10 protein-coding genes, 2 tRNA genes and 4 rRNA genes are annotated in these 17,021 nt (G+C 59.2%); 10 read left to right on the top strand and 6 right to left on the bottom strand.

The genetic code is table 11. The annotated features are described in order from the left end of the window. Positions 1-14: 14 nt before the first annotated feature. The 4 genes from AC2CQI_RS19880 to AC2CQI_RS19865 all read right to left on the bottom strand — a co-directional run bounded on the left by AC2CQI_RS19880 (position 15) and on the right by AC2CQI_RS19865 (position 4,235). Positions 15-1,451, bottom strand: coding sequence for an NAD(P)(+) transhydrogenase (Re/Si-specific) subunit beta (locus tag AC2CQI_RS19880; RefSeq protein ID WP_075801966.1), 1,437 nt, complete (start codon positions 1,449-1,451; stop codon positions 15-17). Positions 1,452-1,453: 2 nt separating this feature from the next. After that, positions 1,454-1,771, bottom strand: coding sequence for an NAD(P) transhydrogenase subunit alpha part 2 (locus AC2CQI_RS19875; RefSeq protein ID WP_009403440.1), 318 nt, complete (start codon positions 1,769-1,771; stop codon positions 1,454-1,456). Positions 1,772-1,782: 11 nt separating this feature from the next. After that, positions 1,783-2,904: a Re/Si-specific NAD(P)(+) transhydrogenase subunit alpha gene (locus AC2CQI_RS19870; RefSeq protein ID WP_075801964.1), complete on the bottom strand. Its 1,122-nt coding sequence runs from the start codon at positions 2,902-2,904 to the stop codon at positions 1,783-1,785. Between the two features lie 416 nt (positions 2,905-3,320). Continuing rightward, positions 3,321-4,235, bottom strand: a complete 915-nt coding sequence (locus AC2CQI_RS19865) for a LysR family transcriptional regulator (RefSeq protein ID WP_075801963.1) — start codon at positions 4,233-4,235, stop codon at positions 3,321-3,323. Positions 4,236-4,399: 164 nt separating this feature from the next. Here AC2CQI_RS19865 and AC2CQI_RS19860 point away from each other — a divergent pair, with 164 nt between their 5' ends. The 8 genes from AC2CQI_RS19860 (at position 4,400) to rrf (AC2CQI_RS19825) (ending at position 12,755) form a co-directional block, all read left to right on the top strand. After that, positions 4,400-5,581, top strand: coding sequence for an acyl-CoA dehydrogenase (locus AC2CQI_RS19860; protein ID WP_075801962.1), 1,182 nt, complete (start codon positions 4,400-4,402; stop codon positions 5,579-5,581). A gap of 14 nt (positions 5,582-5,595) precedes the next feature. Continuing rightward, positions 5,596-6,816, top strand: coding sequence for a CaiB/BaiF CoA transferase family protein (locus AC2CQI_RS19855; RefSeq protein ID WP_484577657.1), 1,221 nt, complete (start codon positions 5,596-5,598; stop codon positions 6,814-6,816). A 548-nt stretch (positions 6,817-7,364) separates the two neighbouring features. Then, positions 7,365-8,901: ribosomal RNA gene (locus AC2CQI_RS19850) — 16S ribosomal RNA — on the top strand. A gap of 76 nt (positions 8,902-8,977) precedes the next feature. Next, positions 8,978-9,054 (top strand) — tRNA-Ile (locus AC2CQI_RS19845). Positions 9,055-9,080: 26 nt separating this feature from the next. Beyond that, positions 9,081-9,156 (top strand) — tRNA-Ala (locus tag AC2CQI_RS19840). 232 nt (positions 9,157-9,388) lie between these two features. After that, positions 9,389-12,279, top strand: a 23S ribosomal RNA gene (locus tag AC2CQI_RS19835). Between the two features lie 134 nt (positions 12,280-12,413). Continuing rightward, positions 12,414-12,529: ribosomal RNA gene (rrf, locus tag AC2CQI_RS19830) — 5S ribosomal RNA — on the top strand. A 110-nt stretch (positions 12,530-12,639) separates the two neighbouring features. Then, positions 12,640-12,755: ribosomal RNA gene (gene rrf / locus AC2CQI_RS19825) — 5S ribosomal RNA — on the top strand. Together the 16S, 23S and 5S rRNA genes with 2 tRNA genes alongside form the textbook arrangement of a ribosomal RNA operon. A 97-nt stretch (positions 12,756-12,852) precedes the next feature. Here the strand turns inward: rrf (AC2CQI_RS19825) and AC2CQI_RS19820 are convergent. Beyond that, the gene (locus AC2CQI_RS19820; RefSeq protein ID WP_075805248.1) at positions 12,853-13,542 is read right to left on the bottom strand and encodes a GntR family transcriptional regulator; all 690 of its coding nucleotides are present in this window, start codon (positions 13,540-13,542) and stop codon (positions 12,853-12,855) included. 341 nt (positions 13,543-13,883) lie between these two features. Between AC2CQI_RS19820 and lapG the strand changes: the two genes are divergently transcribed. Together lapG and lapD are read left to right on the top strand one after the other, a co-directional pair. After that, the gene (gene lapG, locus AC2CQI_RS19815; RefSeq protein WP_086937255.1) at positions 13,884-14,546 is read left to right on the top strand and encodes a cysteine protease LapG; all 663 of its coding nucleotides are present in this window, start codon (positions 13,884-13,886) and stop codon (positions 14,544-14,546) included. Between the two features lie 9 nt (positions 14,547-14,555). Further along, positions 14,556-16,487 (top strand): cyclic di-GMP receptor LapD, encoded by a 1,932-nt coding sequence (gene lapD, locus AC2CQI_RS19810; RefSeq protein ID WP_484577656.1) that lies wholly within the window; start codon positions 14,556-14,558, stop codon positions 16,485-16,487. 129 nt (positions 16,488-16,616) lie between these two features. On the opposite strand, the gene AC2CQI_RS19805 is transcribed toward lapD, so the two are convergent. Then, positions 16,617-16,958: a tryptophan synthase subunit beta gene (locus tag AC2CQI_RS19805; RefSeq protein ID WP_075805241.1), complete on the bottom strand. Its 342-nt coding sequence runs from the start codon at positions 16,956-16,958 to the stop codon at positions 16,617-16,619. Positions 16,959-17,021 lie beyond the last annotated feature (63 nt).

The raw sequence follows: 17,021 nt of genomic DNA, 5'->3' as shown, positions 1-17,021 counted from the left end.
GCGGGAAAAGGTGGTTATTCGACGGCCTTGACCATGTCCTCGATGACCTTCTTGGCATCGCCGAAGACCATCATGGTCTTGTCGAGGTAGAACAGTTCGTTGTCCAGGCCGGCATAGCCGCTGGCCATCGAGCGCTTGTTGACGATGATGGTCTTGGCCTTGAAGGCCTCGAGGATCGGCATGCCGGCGATCGGCGACTTCGGATCGTTCTTCGCCGCCGGGTTGACCACGTCGTTGGCGCCCAGCACCAGGACCACGTCGGCCTGGCCGAACTCGGAGTTGATGTCCTCCATCTCGAACACCTGGTCATACGGCACTTCGGCTTCCGCCAGGAGTACGTTCATATGTCCGGGCATGCGACCGGCCACCGGGTGGATCGCGTACTTCACGGTCACGCCAGCGTGGGTCAGCTTCTCGGTCAGTTCCTTCAGCGCGTGCTGGGCACGGGCCACCGCCAGGCCGTAGCCGGGCACGATGATCACGGTGTCGGCGTTGCTCAGCAGGAAGGTGGCGTCGTCGGCGGAGCCGGACTTCACCGGGCGCGCTTCCTGTGCTCCCGCCGGGCCGCCGGCATCCGCCGCACCGCCGAATCCGCCGAGGATTACATTGAAGAAGGAACGGTTCATCGCCTTGCACATGATGTACGAGAGGATGGCACCGGACGAGCCCACCAGCGAGCCGGCGATGATCAGCATCGAGTTGTTCAGCGAGAAGCCGATACCGGCCGCCGCCCAGCCCGAGTAACTGTTGAGCATCGACACCACCACCGGCATGTCGGCGCCGCCGATCGGGATGATGATCAGCACGCCCATGACGAAGGCCAGGGCCAGCATCACGGCGAAGGCGGTGTAGTTGCCGGTGAAGGTGAACACCAGGCCGAGGCCGATGGTGGCCAGGCCCAGCACCAGGTTCAGCTTGTGCTGCCCGGCGAACTGTACCGGTGCGCCCTGGAACAGGCGGAACTTGTACTTGCCGGAGAGCTTGCCGAAGGCGATCACCGAACCGGAGAAGGTGACCGCACCGATGGCTGCGCCGAGGAACAGCTCCAGGCGGTTGCCGGTCGGGATCGGGTCGCTGATGGCGCTGACGATACCCAGGGACTGCGGTTCGACCACGGCGGCAATGGCGATGAACACCGCAGCCAGGCCGATCATGCTGTGCATGAACGCCACCAGCTCCGGCATCTTGGTCATTTCCACGCGCTTGGCCATGATCGCCCCGGCGCTACCACCGACCAGCAGGCCGACCAGCACATAGGCGATGCCATCAGTGGCCAGCTCGGCGCCCAGCTTGTAGATCAGGCCGACGGTGGTGAACACCGCCAGGGCCATGCCGAGCATGCCGAACAGGTTGCCGCGACGGGAGGTGGTCGGGTGCGACAGGCCTTTCAGGGCCTGGATGAAGCAGACCGACGCCACCAGGTAGAGAAGTGTTACCAGGTTCATGCTCATCTTTACTTCTGCCCCTCAGCCTTCGCGGCCTTCTTCTTGAACATCTCCAGCATGCGCCGGGTGACGAGGAATCCACCGAACACGTTGACCGCCGCCAGGGCCACCGCGAGGGTGCCCATGACCTTGCCCAGCGGGGTGACGGTCAGGGCGGCGGCGAGCATGGCGCCGACGATGACGATCGCGGAAATGGCGTTGGTCACCGCCATCAGCGGGGTGTGCAGCGCAGGCGTGACGTTCCAGACCACGTGGTAGCCGACATAGATCGCCAGCACGAAGATGATCAGGTTATAGACGCCGTGGGAAATCAGCATGTCTTCCATTGCCCTGCTCCTTATCCGTTCTTGCGGATGACCTGGCCGTCGCGGCACATCAGGCACGCGGCGACGATGTCGTCTTCGAGGTTGATCGTCAGCGCGCCGTCCTTGTCGAACAGCAGCTTCATGAAGTCCAGCAGGTTGCGGGCGTACAGCGCCGAGGCGTCCGCGCCGACCTGGGCCGGCAGGTTGGTCGGGCCGACGATGGTCACGCCGTTCTCGATGACGACCTGGTCGGCGACGGTCAGTGGGCAGTTGCCGCCCTGGGCCGCGGCGAGGTCGATGACCACCGAGCCGGGCTTCATCTGCGCCACGGTCTCCGCGCTGAGCAGGGTCGGTGCCTTGCGGCCCGGGATCAGCGCGGTGGTGATGACGATATCGGCCTGTTTGGCGCGCTCATGCACGGCCTGGGCCTGGCGTTGCATCCAGCTGGCCGGCATGGGCCGGGCATAACCGCCGACGCCCACGGCGCAGTCGCGCTCCTCGTCGGTCTCGTACGGCACATCGATGAACTTGGCACCGAGGGACTCGATCTGCTCCTTCACCGCCGGGCGCACGTCCGATGCCTCGATCACCGCACCCAGGCGCTTGGCCGTGGCGATGGCCTGCAGGCCGGCCACACCGGCACCGAGAATCAGCACGCGGGCGGCTTTCACCGTACCGGCGGCAGTCATCAGCATCGGCATGAAGCGTGGATAGTGGTGAGCAGCCAGCAACACCGCCTTGTAACCGGCAATGTTGGCCTGCGAGGACAGCACGTCCAGGCTCTGGGCCCGGGAAGTGCGCGGCGCGGCTTCGAGGGCGAAGGCGGTGATGCCGCGTTCGGCCATCTTGGCGATGAGCTCGTTGTTGAACGGATTGAGCATGCCGGCAAGCACCGCACCGCTCTTGATCTGGCCCAGTTCGCTGTCGTTGGGCGCTACGACCTTGAGGACCAGTTGCGCGCCAAACGCATCGGCGGCGCTTCCAAGTACGGCCCCGACTGCCTCGTAGGCACTGTCCGGAATGCTGGCATTGACGCCGGCTCCGCGCTCGACAGTGACCTGATGACCCTGGCCCACCAGTTTCTTGATGGTTTCGGGAGTGGCAGCGACCCGTGTTTCGCCCGTCTGCGTTTCGAGAGGAACACCAATGTGCACGTCATTTCTCCTGCGTGATCTTTGTTGTTGAACCAGCGCACTACGGATGGTGCGTCTGGGGCGGCCGATCAGCACGATCCCGCCTGAAAGAGGCGGGGCGCGGCATTTTGCAAGCGATCCCGGATCGCTTCAATGGGTTCTGAATGGAAACTTTATCGAAACTACAAGTCACCCTGTGACCACATGTCGCAACGGACAGGCTCAAGCCCGCCAAGCACGGGCTTTAGCGACATTAGGAGAATTTTTAAAAATTTTCTGACAATTTTCGTGGAGAGGACGAAATAGGTCGTTTTTGAGGGTTAAAGCCCCGTAAACACTGGGGTTGTAGGGCTTTTTTCGAGCGACCAAAACAGTTGTCGCAACTGCGACATTTCCTTATATCTGTAGGTGTTCAATTTAATTGACTACCGGGTCAGCTAGTCCCTTTGGTCCTTGTGCGCCGCGGCATAGCGCTGTGCCTCGGTCACCAGCCAATCGCGGAAAGCGCGCAGGGAGGCCGATTCGACCTTTCTTTCCGGGATCATCAGGTAATACGCCTTGATGCTGGACAGCCCGTGGGAGTTGGCGATTACCAGCCTGCCCTCCTCCAGTTCGCGCTGGATCAGGAACGGCGGGATCAGTGCGACGCCCATGTCGTGCATAGCCGCCTGGGCCAACATCGAGAATAGTTCATAGCGCGGGCCTGTCATGTCCCTGGCGACGTTCATCTCCAGGCTGTTGAACCACTGGCGCCAGGCATAGGGCCGAGTGGTCTGTTGCAGCAGGGGGAGCTGGGCAATGATCTGCGGGTCGAGCTTGCCGTGCTTGCCCAAAAGCGACGGACTGCACACCGGGACCGGATTTTCCCCCATCAACCTGTGGGATTGCGTGCCGGACCAGTCAGCGTCCCCGAAGTAGATGGCGGCATCGAAGCTGGTGTCGGCGAACAGGAAGGGACGGGTGCGGTTGGTCAGGTTGACCGTGACCTCCGGGTGGCGTTGCTGGAAATCCTTCAGGCGCGGCAGCAGCCACTGGGTGCCGAAGGTGGGCACCACCGCCAGTTCGATCACATTGGCGCCCTGCTGGCCCATGACCGACAGGGTGTCGCGTTCCACGGCATCGAGCTGGGTCGCCACCCGGCGGCTGTAGGACAGGCCGGCTTCGGTGAGCTTCACCCCGCGGCGCGAGCGGCGGAACAGCTCGACATTGAGAAACTCCTCCAGCCCGCCGATCTGCCGACAGACGGCGCCCTGGGTCAGCGACAGTTCCTGCGCCGCCTTGGTAAAGCTCTCGTGGCGCGCTGCGGCCTCGAAGCAGACCAGGGCCGTGGTGCTGGGGATCTTGCGCCGCATATACGTCAACCTCACTAATCAGGCTATGAAATGGCCTTCGACACCATTACGAAGTGAGAAATTAGCACAAGAGGTTGCGGAATCCTCGTTTGTCGCCCTGCCCGTTCGGGCCTAGGATCAATGCACGACAAAAATCATTCCTTTCCTACTTCGAGGACTCCCACATGGCCGGCAAAGCAAGCTTCAACTGGATCGACCCGCTGCTCCTGGATCAGCAGCTCACCGAAGAGGAGCGCATGGTGCGTGACAGCGCCTACAGCTTCGCCCAGGACAAGCTGGCACCCCGTGTGCTGGAAGCCTTCCGTCATGAACAGACCGATCCTGCGATCTTCCGCGAAATGGGTGAAGTCGGCCTGCTGGGCGCGACCATCCCCGAGCAGTACGGCGGCAGCGGTCTGAACTACGTGTGCTACGGCCTGATCGCCCGTGAAGTGGAGCGTATCGACTCCGGCTACCGCTCGATGATGAGCGTGCAGTCCTCGCTGGTGATGGTGCCGATCAATGAATTCGGTACCGAGGCACAGAAACAGAAGTACCTGCCGAAGCTGGCCAGCGGCGAGTGGATCGGCTGCTTCGGTCTGACCGAGCCTAACCATGGTTCCGACCCGGGCTCGATGATCACCCGTGCGAAGAAAGTGGATGGCGGCTACCGCCTGAGCGGCGCCAAGATGTGGATCACCAACAGCCCGATCGCCGATGTCTTCGTGGTCTGGGCCAAGGACGATGCCGGCGATATCCGCGGCTTCGTGCTGGAGAAAGGCTGGCAGGGCCTGAGCGCTCCGGCGATCCACGGCAAGGTCGGCCTGCGGGCGTCGATCACCGGCGAGATCGTCATGGACAACGTCTTCGTGCCGGAAGAGAACATCTTCCCGGATGTGCGTGGCCTGAAAGGTCCGTTCACCTGCCTGAACTCGGCGCGCTATGGCATCTCCTGGGGGGCCCTGGGCGCCGCCGAAGCCTGCTGGCACACCGCACGCCAATACACCCTGGACCGTCAGCAATTCGGTCGCCCGCTGGCGGCGAACCAGCTGATCCAGAAGAAGCTGGCCGACATGCAGACCGAGATCACCCTGGGCCTGCAGGGCTGCCTGCGCCTGGGGCGGATGAAGGACGAAGGCACGGCAGCGGTGGAGATCACTTCGATCATGAAACGCAACTCTTGCGGCAAGGCCCTGGACATCGCGCGCCTGGCCCGGGACATGCTGGGTGGCAACGGCATCTCCGACGAGTTCGGCGTAGCCCGTCACCTGGTCAACCTCGAGGTGGTCAACACCTACGAAGGCACCCACGACGTGCATGCGCTGATCCTCGGTCGTGCGCAGACCGGCATCCAGGCCTTCTATTAATAAGGAGACAGTCCATGGGCGCGCTTTCTCATCTGCGGGTCCTGGATCTGTCGCGGGTACTGGCCGGGCCCTGGTCCGGTCAGATCCTTGCGGATCTGGGGGCTGAGGTCATCAAGGTCGAGCGGCCAGGCAGCGGGGACGATACCCGCGCCTGGGGGCCGCCCTTCCTTAAAGACAGCAGCGGCGAGAACACCAGCGAGGCGGCTTACTACCTGTCGGCCAACCGCAACAAGCGGTCGGTGACCATCGACTTCACCCAGGCCGAGGGTCAGAAGCTGGTGCGTGAGCTGGCGGCGAAGTCCGATGTGGTCATCGAGAACTTCAAGGTGGGTGGCCTGGCTGCCTATGGGCTGGACTACGAAAGCCTCCGTCAGATCAATCCGAACCTGATCTATTGCTCCATTACCGGTTTCGGTCAGACCGGTCCTTATGCCAAGCGCGCCGGGTATGACTTCATGATCCAGGGGCTGGGCGGTCTGATGAGCCTGACCGGGCGCCCTGAAGGTGAGGACGGTGCCGGGCCGGTGAAGGTCGGGGTGGCGCTGACGGATATCCTGACCGGGCTGTATTCGACGGTGGCGATCCTCGCCGCCCTCGCCCATAGCGAGCAGCAGGGCGGCGGGCAGCATATCGACATGGCCTTGCTGGATGTGCAGGTGGCGTGCCTGGCCAACCAGGCGATGAACTACCTCACCACCGGTACACCGCCGCGTCGGCTGGGGAATGCGCATCCGAACATCGTGCCTTATCAGGACTTTCCTACTGCGGATGGAGATTTCATCCTGACCGTGGGTAACGATGGGCAATTCCGCAAGTTTGCCGAGGTGGCCGGTCAGCCGCAGTGGGCAGACGATCCGCGGTTCGCCACCAACAAGCTGCGGGTGGCCAACCGGGCCGAGCTGATTCCGCTGATTCGCCAGGCCACGGTGTTCAAGACCACGGCCGAGTGGGTCAGTCAGCTGGAGCTGGCGGGCGTGCCTTGTGGGCCGATCAATGATCTGGCGCAGATGTTTGCCGATCCGCAGGTGCAGGCCCGCGGGCTGGCTATCGATATACCCCATCCGCTGGCCGGGACCGTTCCGCAGGTGGCCAGTCCGATCCGGCTTTCGCAAACGCCGGTGGAGTACCGCAATGCGCCGCCGCTGCTGGGCGAGCATACCGAGCAGATCCTGGCTGGGGTCCTGGGCCTTGAGGCCGAGGCTATCCAGCAACTGCGTGAGGCTGGTGTGCTTTGAGCGCCGGCCTCTATATATAGAGGCAAAAGGGGGCGTCAGGACTGATTTGAATCAATTTCAAATTAATGCTTGACGCCCCATTTGGTTTCTCTATAATTCGCCCCACTTCCGGCGCAGTCGGAACGGAAAACTCCTTGAGATTCAACGAGTTAGATGTTCTGGAGAGTGTAGGAAGTGTTTCGGTCTTCTCCGAAAGCGGTTGAAAAAGGTGGTTGACAGCAGGTTGTAACGCTGTAGAATTCGCCTCCCGCTAACGAGAGATCGCAGCGAGTCAAGTGGTTGAAGTTCAAAGAGAAATTCTGAAAGACTTCAAAATAAACGCTTGACAGACTCTGAGGAAAGCGTAGAATGCGCGCCTCGGTTGAGGCGAAAGACTTCAACCACCGCTCTTTAACAACTGAATCAAGCAATTCGTGTGGGTGCTTGTGATAATGGACTGATAGTCAGAAAGATTATCAGCATCACAAGTGACTATACGAGAAATCGAAATAGTTCATTTTGAGATTGCTGAGCCAAGTTTAGGGTTTTCTCAAAACCCAAGCAGTATTGAACTGAAGAGTTTGATCATGGCTCAGATTGAACGCTGGCGGCAGGCCTAACACATGCAAGTCGAGCGGATGAGAAGAGCTTGCTCTTCGAGTTAGCGGCGGACGGGTGAGTAATGCCTAGGAATCTGCCTGGTAGTGGGGGACAACGTTTCGAAAGGAACGCTAATACCGCATACGTCCTACGGGAGAAAGCAGGGGACCTTCGGGCCTTGCGCTATCAGATGAGCCTAGGTCGGATTAGCTAGTTGGTGAGGTAATGGCTCACCAAGGCGACGATCCGTAACTGGTCTGAGAGGATGATCAGTCACACTGGAACTGAGACACGGTCCAGACTCCTACGGGAGGCAGCAGTGGGGAATATTGGACAATGGGCGAAAGCCTGATCCAGCCATGCCGCGTGTGTGAAGAAGGTCTTCGGATTGTAAAGCACTTTAAGTTGGGAGGAAGGGCAGTAAGCGAATACCTTGCTGTTTTGACGTTACCGACAGAATAAGCACCGGCTAACTCTGTGCCAGCAGCCGCGGTAATACAGAGGGTGCAAGCGTTAATCGGAATTACTGGGCGTAAAGCGCGCGTAGGTGGTTCGTTAAGTTGAATGTGAAAGCCCCGGGCTCAACCTGGGAACTGCATCCAAAACTGGCGAGCTAGAGTAGGGCAGAGGGTGGTGGAATTTCCTGTGTAGCGGTGAAATGCGTAGATATAGGAAGGAACACCAGTGGCGAAGGCGACCACCTGGGCTCATACTGACACTGAGGTGCGAAAGCGTGGGGAGCAAACAGGATTAGATACCCTGGTAGTCCACGCCGTAAACGATGTCAACTAGCCGTTGGAATCCTTGAGATTTTAGTGGCGCAGCTAACGCATTAAGTTGACCGCCTGGGGAGTACGGCCGCAAGGTTAAAACTCAAATGAATTGACGGGGGCCCGCACAAGCGGTGGAGCATGTGGTTTAATTCGAAGCAACGCGAAGAACCTTACCAGGCCTTGACATGCAGAGAACTTTCCAGAGATGGATTGGTGCCTTCGGGAACTCTGACACAGGTGCTGCATGGCTGTCGTCAGCTCGTGTCGTGAGATGTTGGGTTAAGTCCCGTAACGAGCGCAACCCTTGTCCTTAGTTACCAGCACGTTATGGTGGGCACTCTAAGGAGACTGCCGGTGACAAACCGGAGGAAGGTGGGGATGACGTCAAGTCATCATGGCCCTTACGGCCTGGGCTACACACGTGCTACAATGGTCGGTACAGAGGGTTGCCAAGCCGCGAGGTGGAGCTAATCTCACAAAACCGATCGTAGTCCGGATCGCAGTCTGCAACTCGACTGCGTGAAGTCGGAATCGCTAGTAATCGCGAATCAGAATGTCGCGGTGAATACGTTCCCGGGCCTTGTACACACCGCCCGTCACACCATGGGAGTGGGTTGCACCAGAAGTAGCTAGTCTAACCTTCGGGAGGACGGTTACCACGGTGTGATTCATGACTGGGGTGAAGTCGTAACAAGGTAGCCGTAGGGGAACCTGCGGCTGGATCACCTCCTTAATCGACGACATCAGCCGTATCATGAGCTCCCACACGAATTGCTTGATTCATTGAAGAAGACGGAAAGCAGCTTATTGGGTCTGTAGCTCAGTTGGTTAGAGCGCACCCCTGATAAGGGTGAGGTCGGCAGTTCGAATCTGCCCAGACCCACCAATTAAGTTACACGTTAGCCTCAGTCTGGGGCCATAGCTCAGCTGGGAGAGCGCCTGCCTTGCACGCAGGAGGTCAGCGGTTCGATCCCGCTTGGCTCCACCATAATCTGCTTGAAACTCCTGATTAAAGCTTAGAAATGAGCATTCGCATCGAATGTTGATTTCTAGTCTTTGTTGACTGGTCCGTTCTTTAAAAATTTGGGTATGTGATAGAAATAGACTGAACGACACTTTCACTGGTGTTGATTCAGGCTAAGGTAAAATTTGTGAGTTTTTGTCATGAATTTTCGGCGAATGTCGTCTTCACAGTATAACCAGATTGCTTGGGGTTATATGGTCAAGTGAAGAAGCGCATACGGTGGATGCCTTGGCAGTCAGAGGCGATGAAAGACGTGGTAGCCTGCGATAAGCTTTGGGGAGTCGGCAAACAGACTGTGATCCAGAGATCTCTGAATGGGGGAACCCACTCAGCACAAGCTGAGTATCTTGCACTGAATACATAGGTGCAAGAGGCGAACCAGGGGAACTGAAACATCTAAGTACCCTGAGGAAAAGAAATCAACCGAGATTCCCTTAGTAGTGGCGAGCGAACGGGGACTAGCCCTTAAGTTGATTTGAGATTAGTGGAAGGCTCTGGAAAGTGCCGCCATAGTGGGTGATAGCCCCGTACACGAAAATCTCTTGTCAATGAAATCGAGTAGGACGGAGCACGAGAAACTTTGTCTGAATATGGGGGGACCATCCTCCAAGGCTAAATACTACTGACTGACCGATAGTGAACCAGTACCGTGAGGGAAAGGCGAAAAGAACCCCGGAGAGGGGAGTGAAATAGAACCTGAAACCGTATGCGTACAAGCAGTGGGAGCCTACTTTGTTAGGTGACTGCGTACCTTTTGTATAATGGGTCAGCGACTTATATTCAGTGGCGAGCTTAACCGAATAGGGGAGGCGTAGCGAAAGCGAGTCTTAATAGGGCGTTTAGTCGCTGGGTATAGACCCGAAACCGGGCGATCTATCCATGGGCAGGTTGAAGGTTAGGTAACACTGACTGGAGGACCGAACCGACTACCGTTGAAAAGTTAGCGGATGACCTGTGGATCGGAGTGAAAGGCTAATCAAGCTCGGAGATAGCTGGTTCTCCTCGAAAGCTATTTAGGTAGCGCCTCATGTATCACTCCAGGGGGTAGAGCACTGTTTCGGCTAGGGGGTCATCCCGACTTACCAAACCGATGCAAACTCCGAATACCTGGAAGTGCCGAGCATGGGAGACACACGGCGGGTGCTAACGTCCGTCGTGAAAAGGGAAACAACCCAGACCGTCAGCTAAGGTCCCAAAGTCATGGTTAAGTGGGAAACGATGTGGGAAGGCTTAGACAGCTAGGAGGTTGGCTTAGAAGCAGCCACCCTTTAAAGAAAGCGTAATAGCTCACTAGTCGAGTCGGCCTGCGCGGAAGATGTAACGGGGCTCAAACCATGCACCGAAGCTACGGGTATCACTTAGGTGATGCGGTAGAGGAGCGTTCTGTAAGCCTGTGAAGGTGAGTTGAGAAGCTTGCTGGAGGTATCAGAAGTGCGAATGCTGACATGAGTAACGACAATGGGAGTGAAAAACTCCCACGCCGAAAGACCAAGGTTTCCTGCGCAACGTTAATCGACGCAGGGTTAGTCGGTCCCTAAGGCGAGGCTGAAAAGCGTAGTCGATGGAAAACAGGTTAATATTCCTGTACTTCCGGTTATTGCGATGGAGGGACGGAGAAGGCTAGGCCAGCTTGGCGTTGGTTGTCCAAGTTTAAGGTGGTAGGCTGGGATCTTAGGTAAATCCGGGATTTCAAGGCCGAGAGCTGATGACGAGTTGCCTTTAGGCGACGAAGTGGTTGATGCCATGCTTCCAAGAAAAGCTTCTAAGCTTCAGATAACCGGGAACCGTACCCCAAACCGACACAGGTGGTTGGGTAGAGAATACCAAGGCGCTTGAGAGAACTCGGGTGAAGGAACTAGGCAAAATGGCACCGTAACTTCGGGAGAAGGTGCGCCGGCGAGGGTGAAGGACTTGCTCCGTAAGCCCATGCCGGTCGAAGATACCAGGCCGCTGCGACTGTTTATTAAAAACACAGCACTCTGCAAACACGAAAGTGGACGTATAGGGTGTGACGCCTGCCCGGTGCCGGAAGGTTAATTGATGGGGTTAGCTAACGCGAAGCTCTTGATCGAAGCCCCGGTAAACGGCGGCCGTAACTATAACGGTCCTAAGGTAGCGAAATTCCTTGTCGGGTAAGTTCCGACCTGCACGAATGGCGTAACGATGGCGGCGCTGTCTCCACCCGAGACTCAGTGAAATTGAAATCGCTGTGAAGATGCAGTGTATCCGCGGCTAGACGGAAAGACCCCGTGAACCTTTACTATAGCTTTGCACTGGACTTTGAATTTGCTTGTGTAGGATAGGTGGGAGGCTTTGAAGCGTGGACGCCAGTTCGCGTGGAGCCATCCTTGAAATACCACCCTGGCAACTTTGAGGTTCTAACTCAGGTCCGTTATCCGGATCGAGGACAGTGTATGGTGGGTAGTTTGACTGGGGCGGTCTCCTCCTAAAGAGTAACGGAGGAGTACGAAGGTGCGCTCAGACCGGTCGGAAATCGGTCGTAGAGTATAAAGGCAAAAGCGCGCTTGACTGCGAGACAGACACGTCGAGCAGGTACGAAAGTAGGTCTTAGTGATCCGGTGGTTCTGTATGGAAGGGCCATCGCTCAACGGATAAAAGGTACTCCGGGGATAACAGGCTGATACCGCCCAAGAGTTCATATCGACGGCGGTGTTTGGCACCTCGATGTCGGCTCATCACATCCTGGGGCTGAAGCCGGTCCCAAGGGTATGGCTGTTCGCCATTTAAAGTGGTACGCGAGCTGGGTTTAGAACGTCGTGAGACAGTTCGGTCCCTATCTGCCGTGGACGTTTGAGATTTGAGAGGGGCTGCTCCTAGTACGAGAGGACCGGAGTGGACGAACCTCTGGTGTTCCGGTTGTCACGCCAGTGGCATTGCCGGGTAGCTATGTTCGGAAGAGATAACCGCTGAAAGCATCTAAGCGGGAAACTTGCCTCAAGATGAGATCTCACTGGAACCTTGAGTTCCCTGAAGGGCCGTCGAAGACTACGACGTTGATAGGTTGGGTGTGTAAGCGCTGTGAGGCGTTGAGCTAACCAATACTAATTGCCCGTGAGGCTTGACCATATAACACCCAAGCAATTTGCGCGTAAGCCGAATTGTGGTGGTGAAGACGCAATGAACCGAAAGTTCGTGCAAACCACAAATATCACATACCCGATTTGCTGAAGCGTCGAAAGACGATTTGGCACACAGAATTTCTTGACGACCATAGAGCATTGGAACCACCTGATCCCATCCCGAACTCAGCAGTGAAACGATGCATCGCCGATGGTAGTGTGGAGCTTCTCCATGTGAGAGTAGGTCATCGTCAAGATTCAATTCCGAAACCCCTATCTGCGAATGCAGGTAGGGGTTTTGTCTTTTAGTAGAAGTACCAAGATTTCGCTGAGCTGTCGCCTGACGACGGATCGGCACACAGAATTTCTTGACGAACATAGAGCGTTGGAACCACCTGATCCCATCCCGAACTCAGCAGTGAAACGATGCATCGCCGATGGTAGTGTGGAGCTTCTCCATGTGAGAGTAGGTCATCGTCAAGATTCATTCCGAAACCCCTGTCTGCCTTGCAGACAGGGGTTTTGTCTTTTCAGGGCCTGGGCAAAACCGGGCTCGGGAGGGGAAAGGAAGCGGGGGCAGTTACTTGCCGGTCTTGTCCAGGTAGTCACGGATGGTCCGCATGCCCTTGTCGAGATGACGATGCAGTACCGCCACTGCCTCGTCGATCGCCTTGTCACTGGCGGCATCGACCAGCCCGTTGTGATCGTCCTGGGTCAGCTTGCCCAGGCCCATGGACGACAGGTGGAAACGCAGGAAGCGTTCCTCCTGCAGCAACTCGTTGTCGATCAGGCGCAGCAGCTTCTTGTTGTGCGCCTTGCTGTACAGGCTCATGTGGAACAGCCGGTTCAGGCGGCCGATCTCGGCATGCCGGGTTTCGTTTTCCAGTTGCGCGATATAGCCGCGGGCCTGGGCGATGTCCTCGGCGTCGAGCAAGGGGATCGACTGGCGCAGGGCCTCGGTTTCCAGCAGCGTGCGCAGCTCGTAGGTATCCACCGCGTCCTCGCCGATCAATGGCGCAACTACAGCGCCCTTGTGCGCGACAACGCTCAGCAGCCCTTGCGCCTCCAACTGGCGCAGCGCCTCCCGGACCGGCATGCGGCTGACCCCGAACAGCGTTGCCAGCTCCTGTTGGCGGATGGCCATCCCGGGCGCCAGGCGACCATCGAGGATGGCGCTGCGCAAACGCTCTTCGATCACGCTGCGGGCCAGGTGCGCGGGCACCTGTTCGTCACCCAGGATGCTGCTCAGGAGTTTGGTTTTTCCGGCCACGCTGGTGTTGTCCTGCATTTGGAGCGAGATTGGATCCAATCACGCTAGTGAGGGGTACGTTTGTTGTCAAACCGGGAGGGCCCAAGGCGCTGGCAGAAGCGGTTCGCTTCACGTGGGCAAAGGCCTGCGGCTGAATCGGGGGCTAATCCTGAATGAACTTTAGAGTGATTGAAAGTGTCTCGCCGGTCCGGGCGTCAACCGATTGTCGGACGCCGGAAAGAGTGATGGCGCCATGATTGTCCTGCGCCATTGTTTTTTCCCTGATCTGGCGGCACCATCGCCGTTTCCAGGGATTTCGCGGACAGTCTGCCTTGGCGATACGTTGGGCCATTTATCTGACCATGCGCCGGGCGGGGCTCGCCCTGCTGCTTGGCCTGGCGCTGCTGGGCGGGCTTCGCGCGGACTGGGATTTCTCCCAGATCAGCCGCAAGGCCGCGGCCCTCTATGGCCCGCTCGGCGCCGGCCAGCAGCGTATCGACGCCTGGCAGCAACTGCTGGCGACGCAGAAGCAGCTCGGCGAGGCCGAGAAGCTGCAGGTGGTCAACCAGTTCTTCAACCGTCAGTTGCGCTATGAGGAAGACATCGACCTGTGGCACGAAGTCGATTACTGGGCGACGCCGATCCAGTCGCTGCTCAAGGGCGCCGGTGACTGCGAGGACTACGCCATCGCCAAGTACTTCAGCCTGCGTCGACTCGGCGTTCCTGCCGACAAATTGCGCATCACCTACGTCAAGGCCCTGCGCCAGAACCGCGCGCACATGGTCCTGACCTACTATTCCAGCCCTGACGCCATGCCTTTGGTCCTCGACAGCCTGATGGATGCCATCAAGCCGGCCAGCCAGCGTCCCGACCTGCTGCCGGTCTACGCCTTCAACGGCGAGGGCCTGTGGCTGACCGGCGCGGCGGGCAACAAGAAAGTCGGCGATACCAAGCGCCTGTCGCGTTGGCAGGATCTGTTGAAAAAGATGCAGGCGGAGGGATTCCCTGCCGAGCCGGTCTACTGAGGAGCTCCGATGTCACTGTTCAAACAATTGCTGCTCGCCATCTGCCTGTTCCTGGTGATCGCCTTCAGTGGCAGCTTCATGGTCAGCCTGGAAAGCTCGCGCAGTCAGTACGTCAACCAGCTGCGCTCCCACGCCCAGGACGCCGCCACGGCGCTGGCGCTGTCGCTGACGCCGAACCTGGATGACCCGGCGATGGTCGAGCTGATGGTCAGCTCGATCTTCGACAGTGGCTATTACGCGAGCATCCGCGTGGTCGACCTCGGCTCCAATGCGGTGCTGGTGGAGCGCCATGCCGACCCCGATCCGATGGGCGTGCCGCAGTGGTTCATCCAACTGATCGGCCTGGAGGCGGCGGGCGGTGACGCCATCGTCATGCGCGGCTGGCAGCAGGCGGCGCGGGTCGAGGTGGTCAGCCACCCGATGTTCGCCCTCGCCAAGCTGTGGCAGAGCGCCCTTGGCAGCCTCGGCTGGCTGCTGCTGTGCGGTGCCCTCAGTGCGATCGCCGGGGCGCTGTTGCTGCGCCGCCAGTTGCGGCCGCTGGACTACATGGTCGAGCAGTCCCACGCCATCGCTCGTCGTGAATTCCTTAGCCTGCCGGACCTGCCGCGCACTCCGGAGCTGCGCCGGGTGGTGCAGGCCATGAACCAGATGGTCGAGAAGCTCAAGGCGCTGTACCAGGAGCAGGCCGAGCGCAGCGAGAAGCTGCGGGTCGAGTCGTACCAGGACAGCCTCACCGGCCTGGCCAACCGGCGTTACTTCGAGATGCAGCTGAATGCCCGGGTCAGCAATCTGGAAGAAGCCCGTGACGGCTATCTGCTGCTGTTGCGAGTGCAGGACCTGGCTGGCCTCAACCAGCGCCTCGGCGGCCAGCGTACCGACCAGCTGTTGCAGGCGGTCGGCCAGCAGTTGAAGGGCATCTGTGCCGGCTTCCCGGAAACCAACAATCTGATCACCCGTAGCCGCGGTGGCGAATTCGCTGTGCTCGCGCCGGGGCTGAGCCACGACGATGCGATTCGCCTGGCAGAGACCCTGGACGCTGGTTTGCGCGGTATTTCCGATGTCACCCCGTCTGCCTGCATTGGCCTGGCGCCGTTCAGCCCGGGTGATGAGCCCAAGGCCCTGCTGCAACTGGCCGACGAGGCCCTGGCCCGGGCCCAGAGCCAGCCCGAGCCGTCCTGGGTGTGCCTGGAGCAGGGTTCTGCGACCCAGGCCAGCGACACCCACCGACAATGGCATACGCTGCTGGACGAAGCGCTTGCCCAGGGCCGTTTCGAGCTGTTCTTCCAGCCGGTGGTGGACAGCAACCACCTCGACCGCGTGCTGCACTACAAGGTGCTCTCGCGCCTGATCGACGAGCGTGGCGAAGCCATTGCCGCCGGGCGCTTCCTGCCGGCGCTGGAGCGTTTCGGCTGGGCCACCCGCCTTGACCTGGTGATGCTGGAGAAGGTGCTCAAGCAGATGCACGGGCATGACCAATCGCTGGCGCTGAACCTCTCGGCGACCACCGTGGCCAATCCGGCCAGCCTGCAGAAGGTCTTCGACCTGCTGGGCCAGCATGCCAGCCTCGGGCCGCGCCTGACGCTGGAAATCGCCGAAGAGCAGTTGCCGGAACAGGCGGTGCTGGAACAGCTGACCCGACGCCTGCGCGGCTTGGGGTTCAGCCTCAGCCTGCAGCACTTTGGTGGGCGCTTCAGCATGATCGGCAACCTGGCGCACCTGGGCCTGGCCTACCTGAAAATCGACGGCAGCTACATCCGTGCCATCGACGAGGAGCAGCACAAGCGCATCTTCATCGAGGCCGTGCAGCGTGCAGCCCACAGCATCGACCTGCCGCTGATCGCCGAGCGCGTGGAAACCGAAGGGGAATTGCAGGTACTGCGGGAGATGGAGATCCAGGGCGTGCAGGGCCGCCTGGTGGGCGAACCGGCGCCTTGGCGCTGAACACAAATCTTATGGTCGGCTCGGAACCTGTGGGAGCTGGCTTGCCAGCGATGAGGCCGGCAATGACAGCGATGTTGTCCGGACTGACGCAATCGCTGGCAAGCCAGCTCCCACAGGGATCGCGTTGAGTCAGATCAACCCGCCATGCTCGTCTTCGTCGATCAGGTTGTTCAACCCGCCAAGCGCCGCCCGTGCCGTATTGCGGTTGAGCAGCTTGGCCTGGGCGCCCGGCGGCAGGTCGGTGATGCTGATCACGCCCTTGGTGGTCAGCACATCGATCAGGTCCTCCAGCACCCGGATCATGTCCAGGTCGCTCTGCTTGAGCTGCTTGAGGCTGTTCTCCACCACATCGTCAGCGAACCACTCCTGGACCTCGGCGTGATCGGCCGGGAGCATTTCCGTGGCCTCGGCAAAGGCAGCCGCTTCGACCCGAAGTAACTGGCCAGCCGCATCGCGTTGCACGTAGAACATGGTTTTACCTCGTGTCTTTGAATCCATCGTCAGCAGCTTAGGTCAATAAGGAAGGAAAGCGAC

Source organism: Pseudomonas sp. P2S-1 (assembly GCF_057197725.1).
Note: the sequence above shows the minus strand (reverse complement) of the source record. Positions and strands in the feature narration are given on the sequence as shown.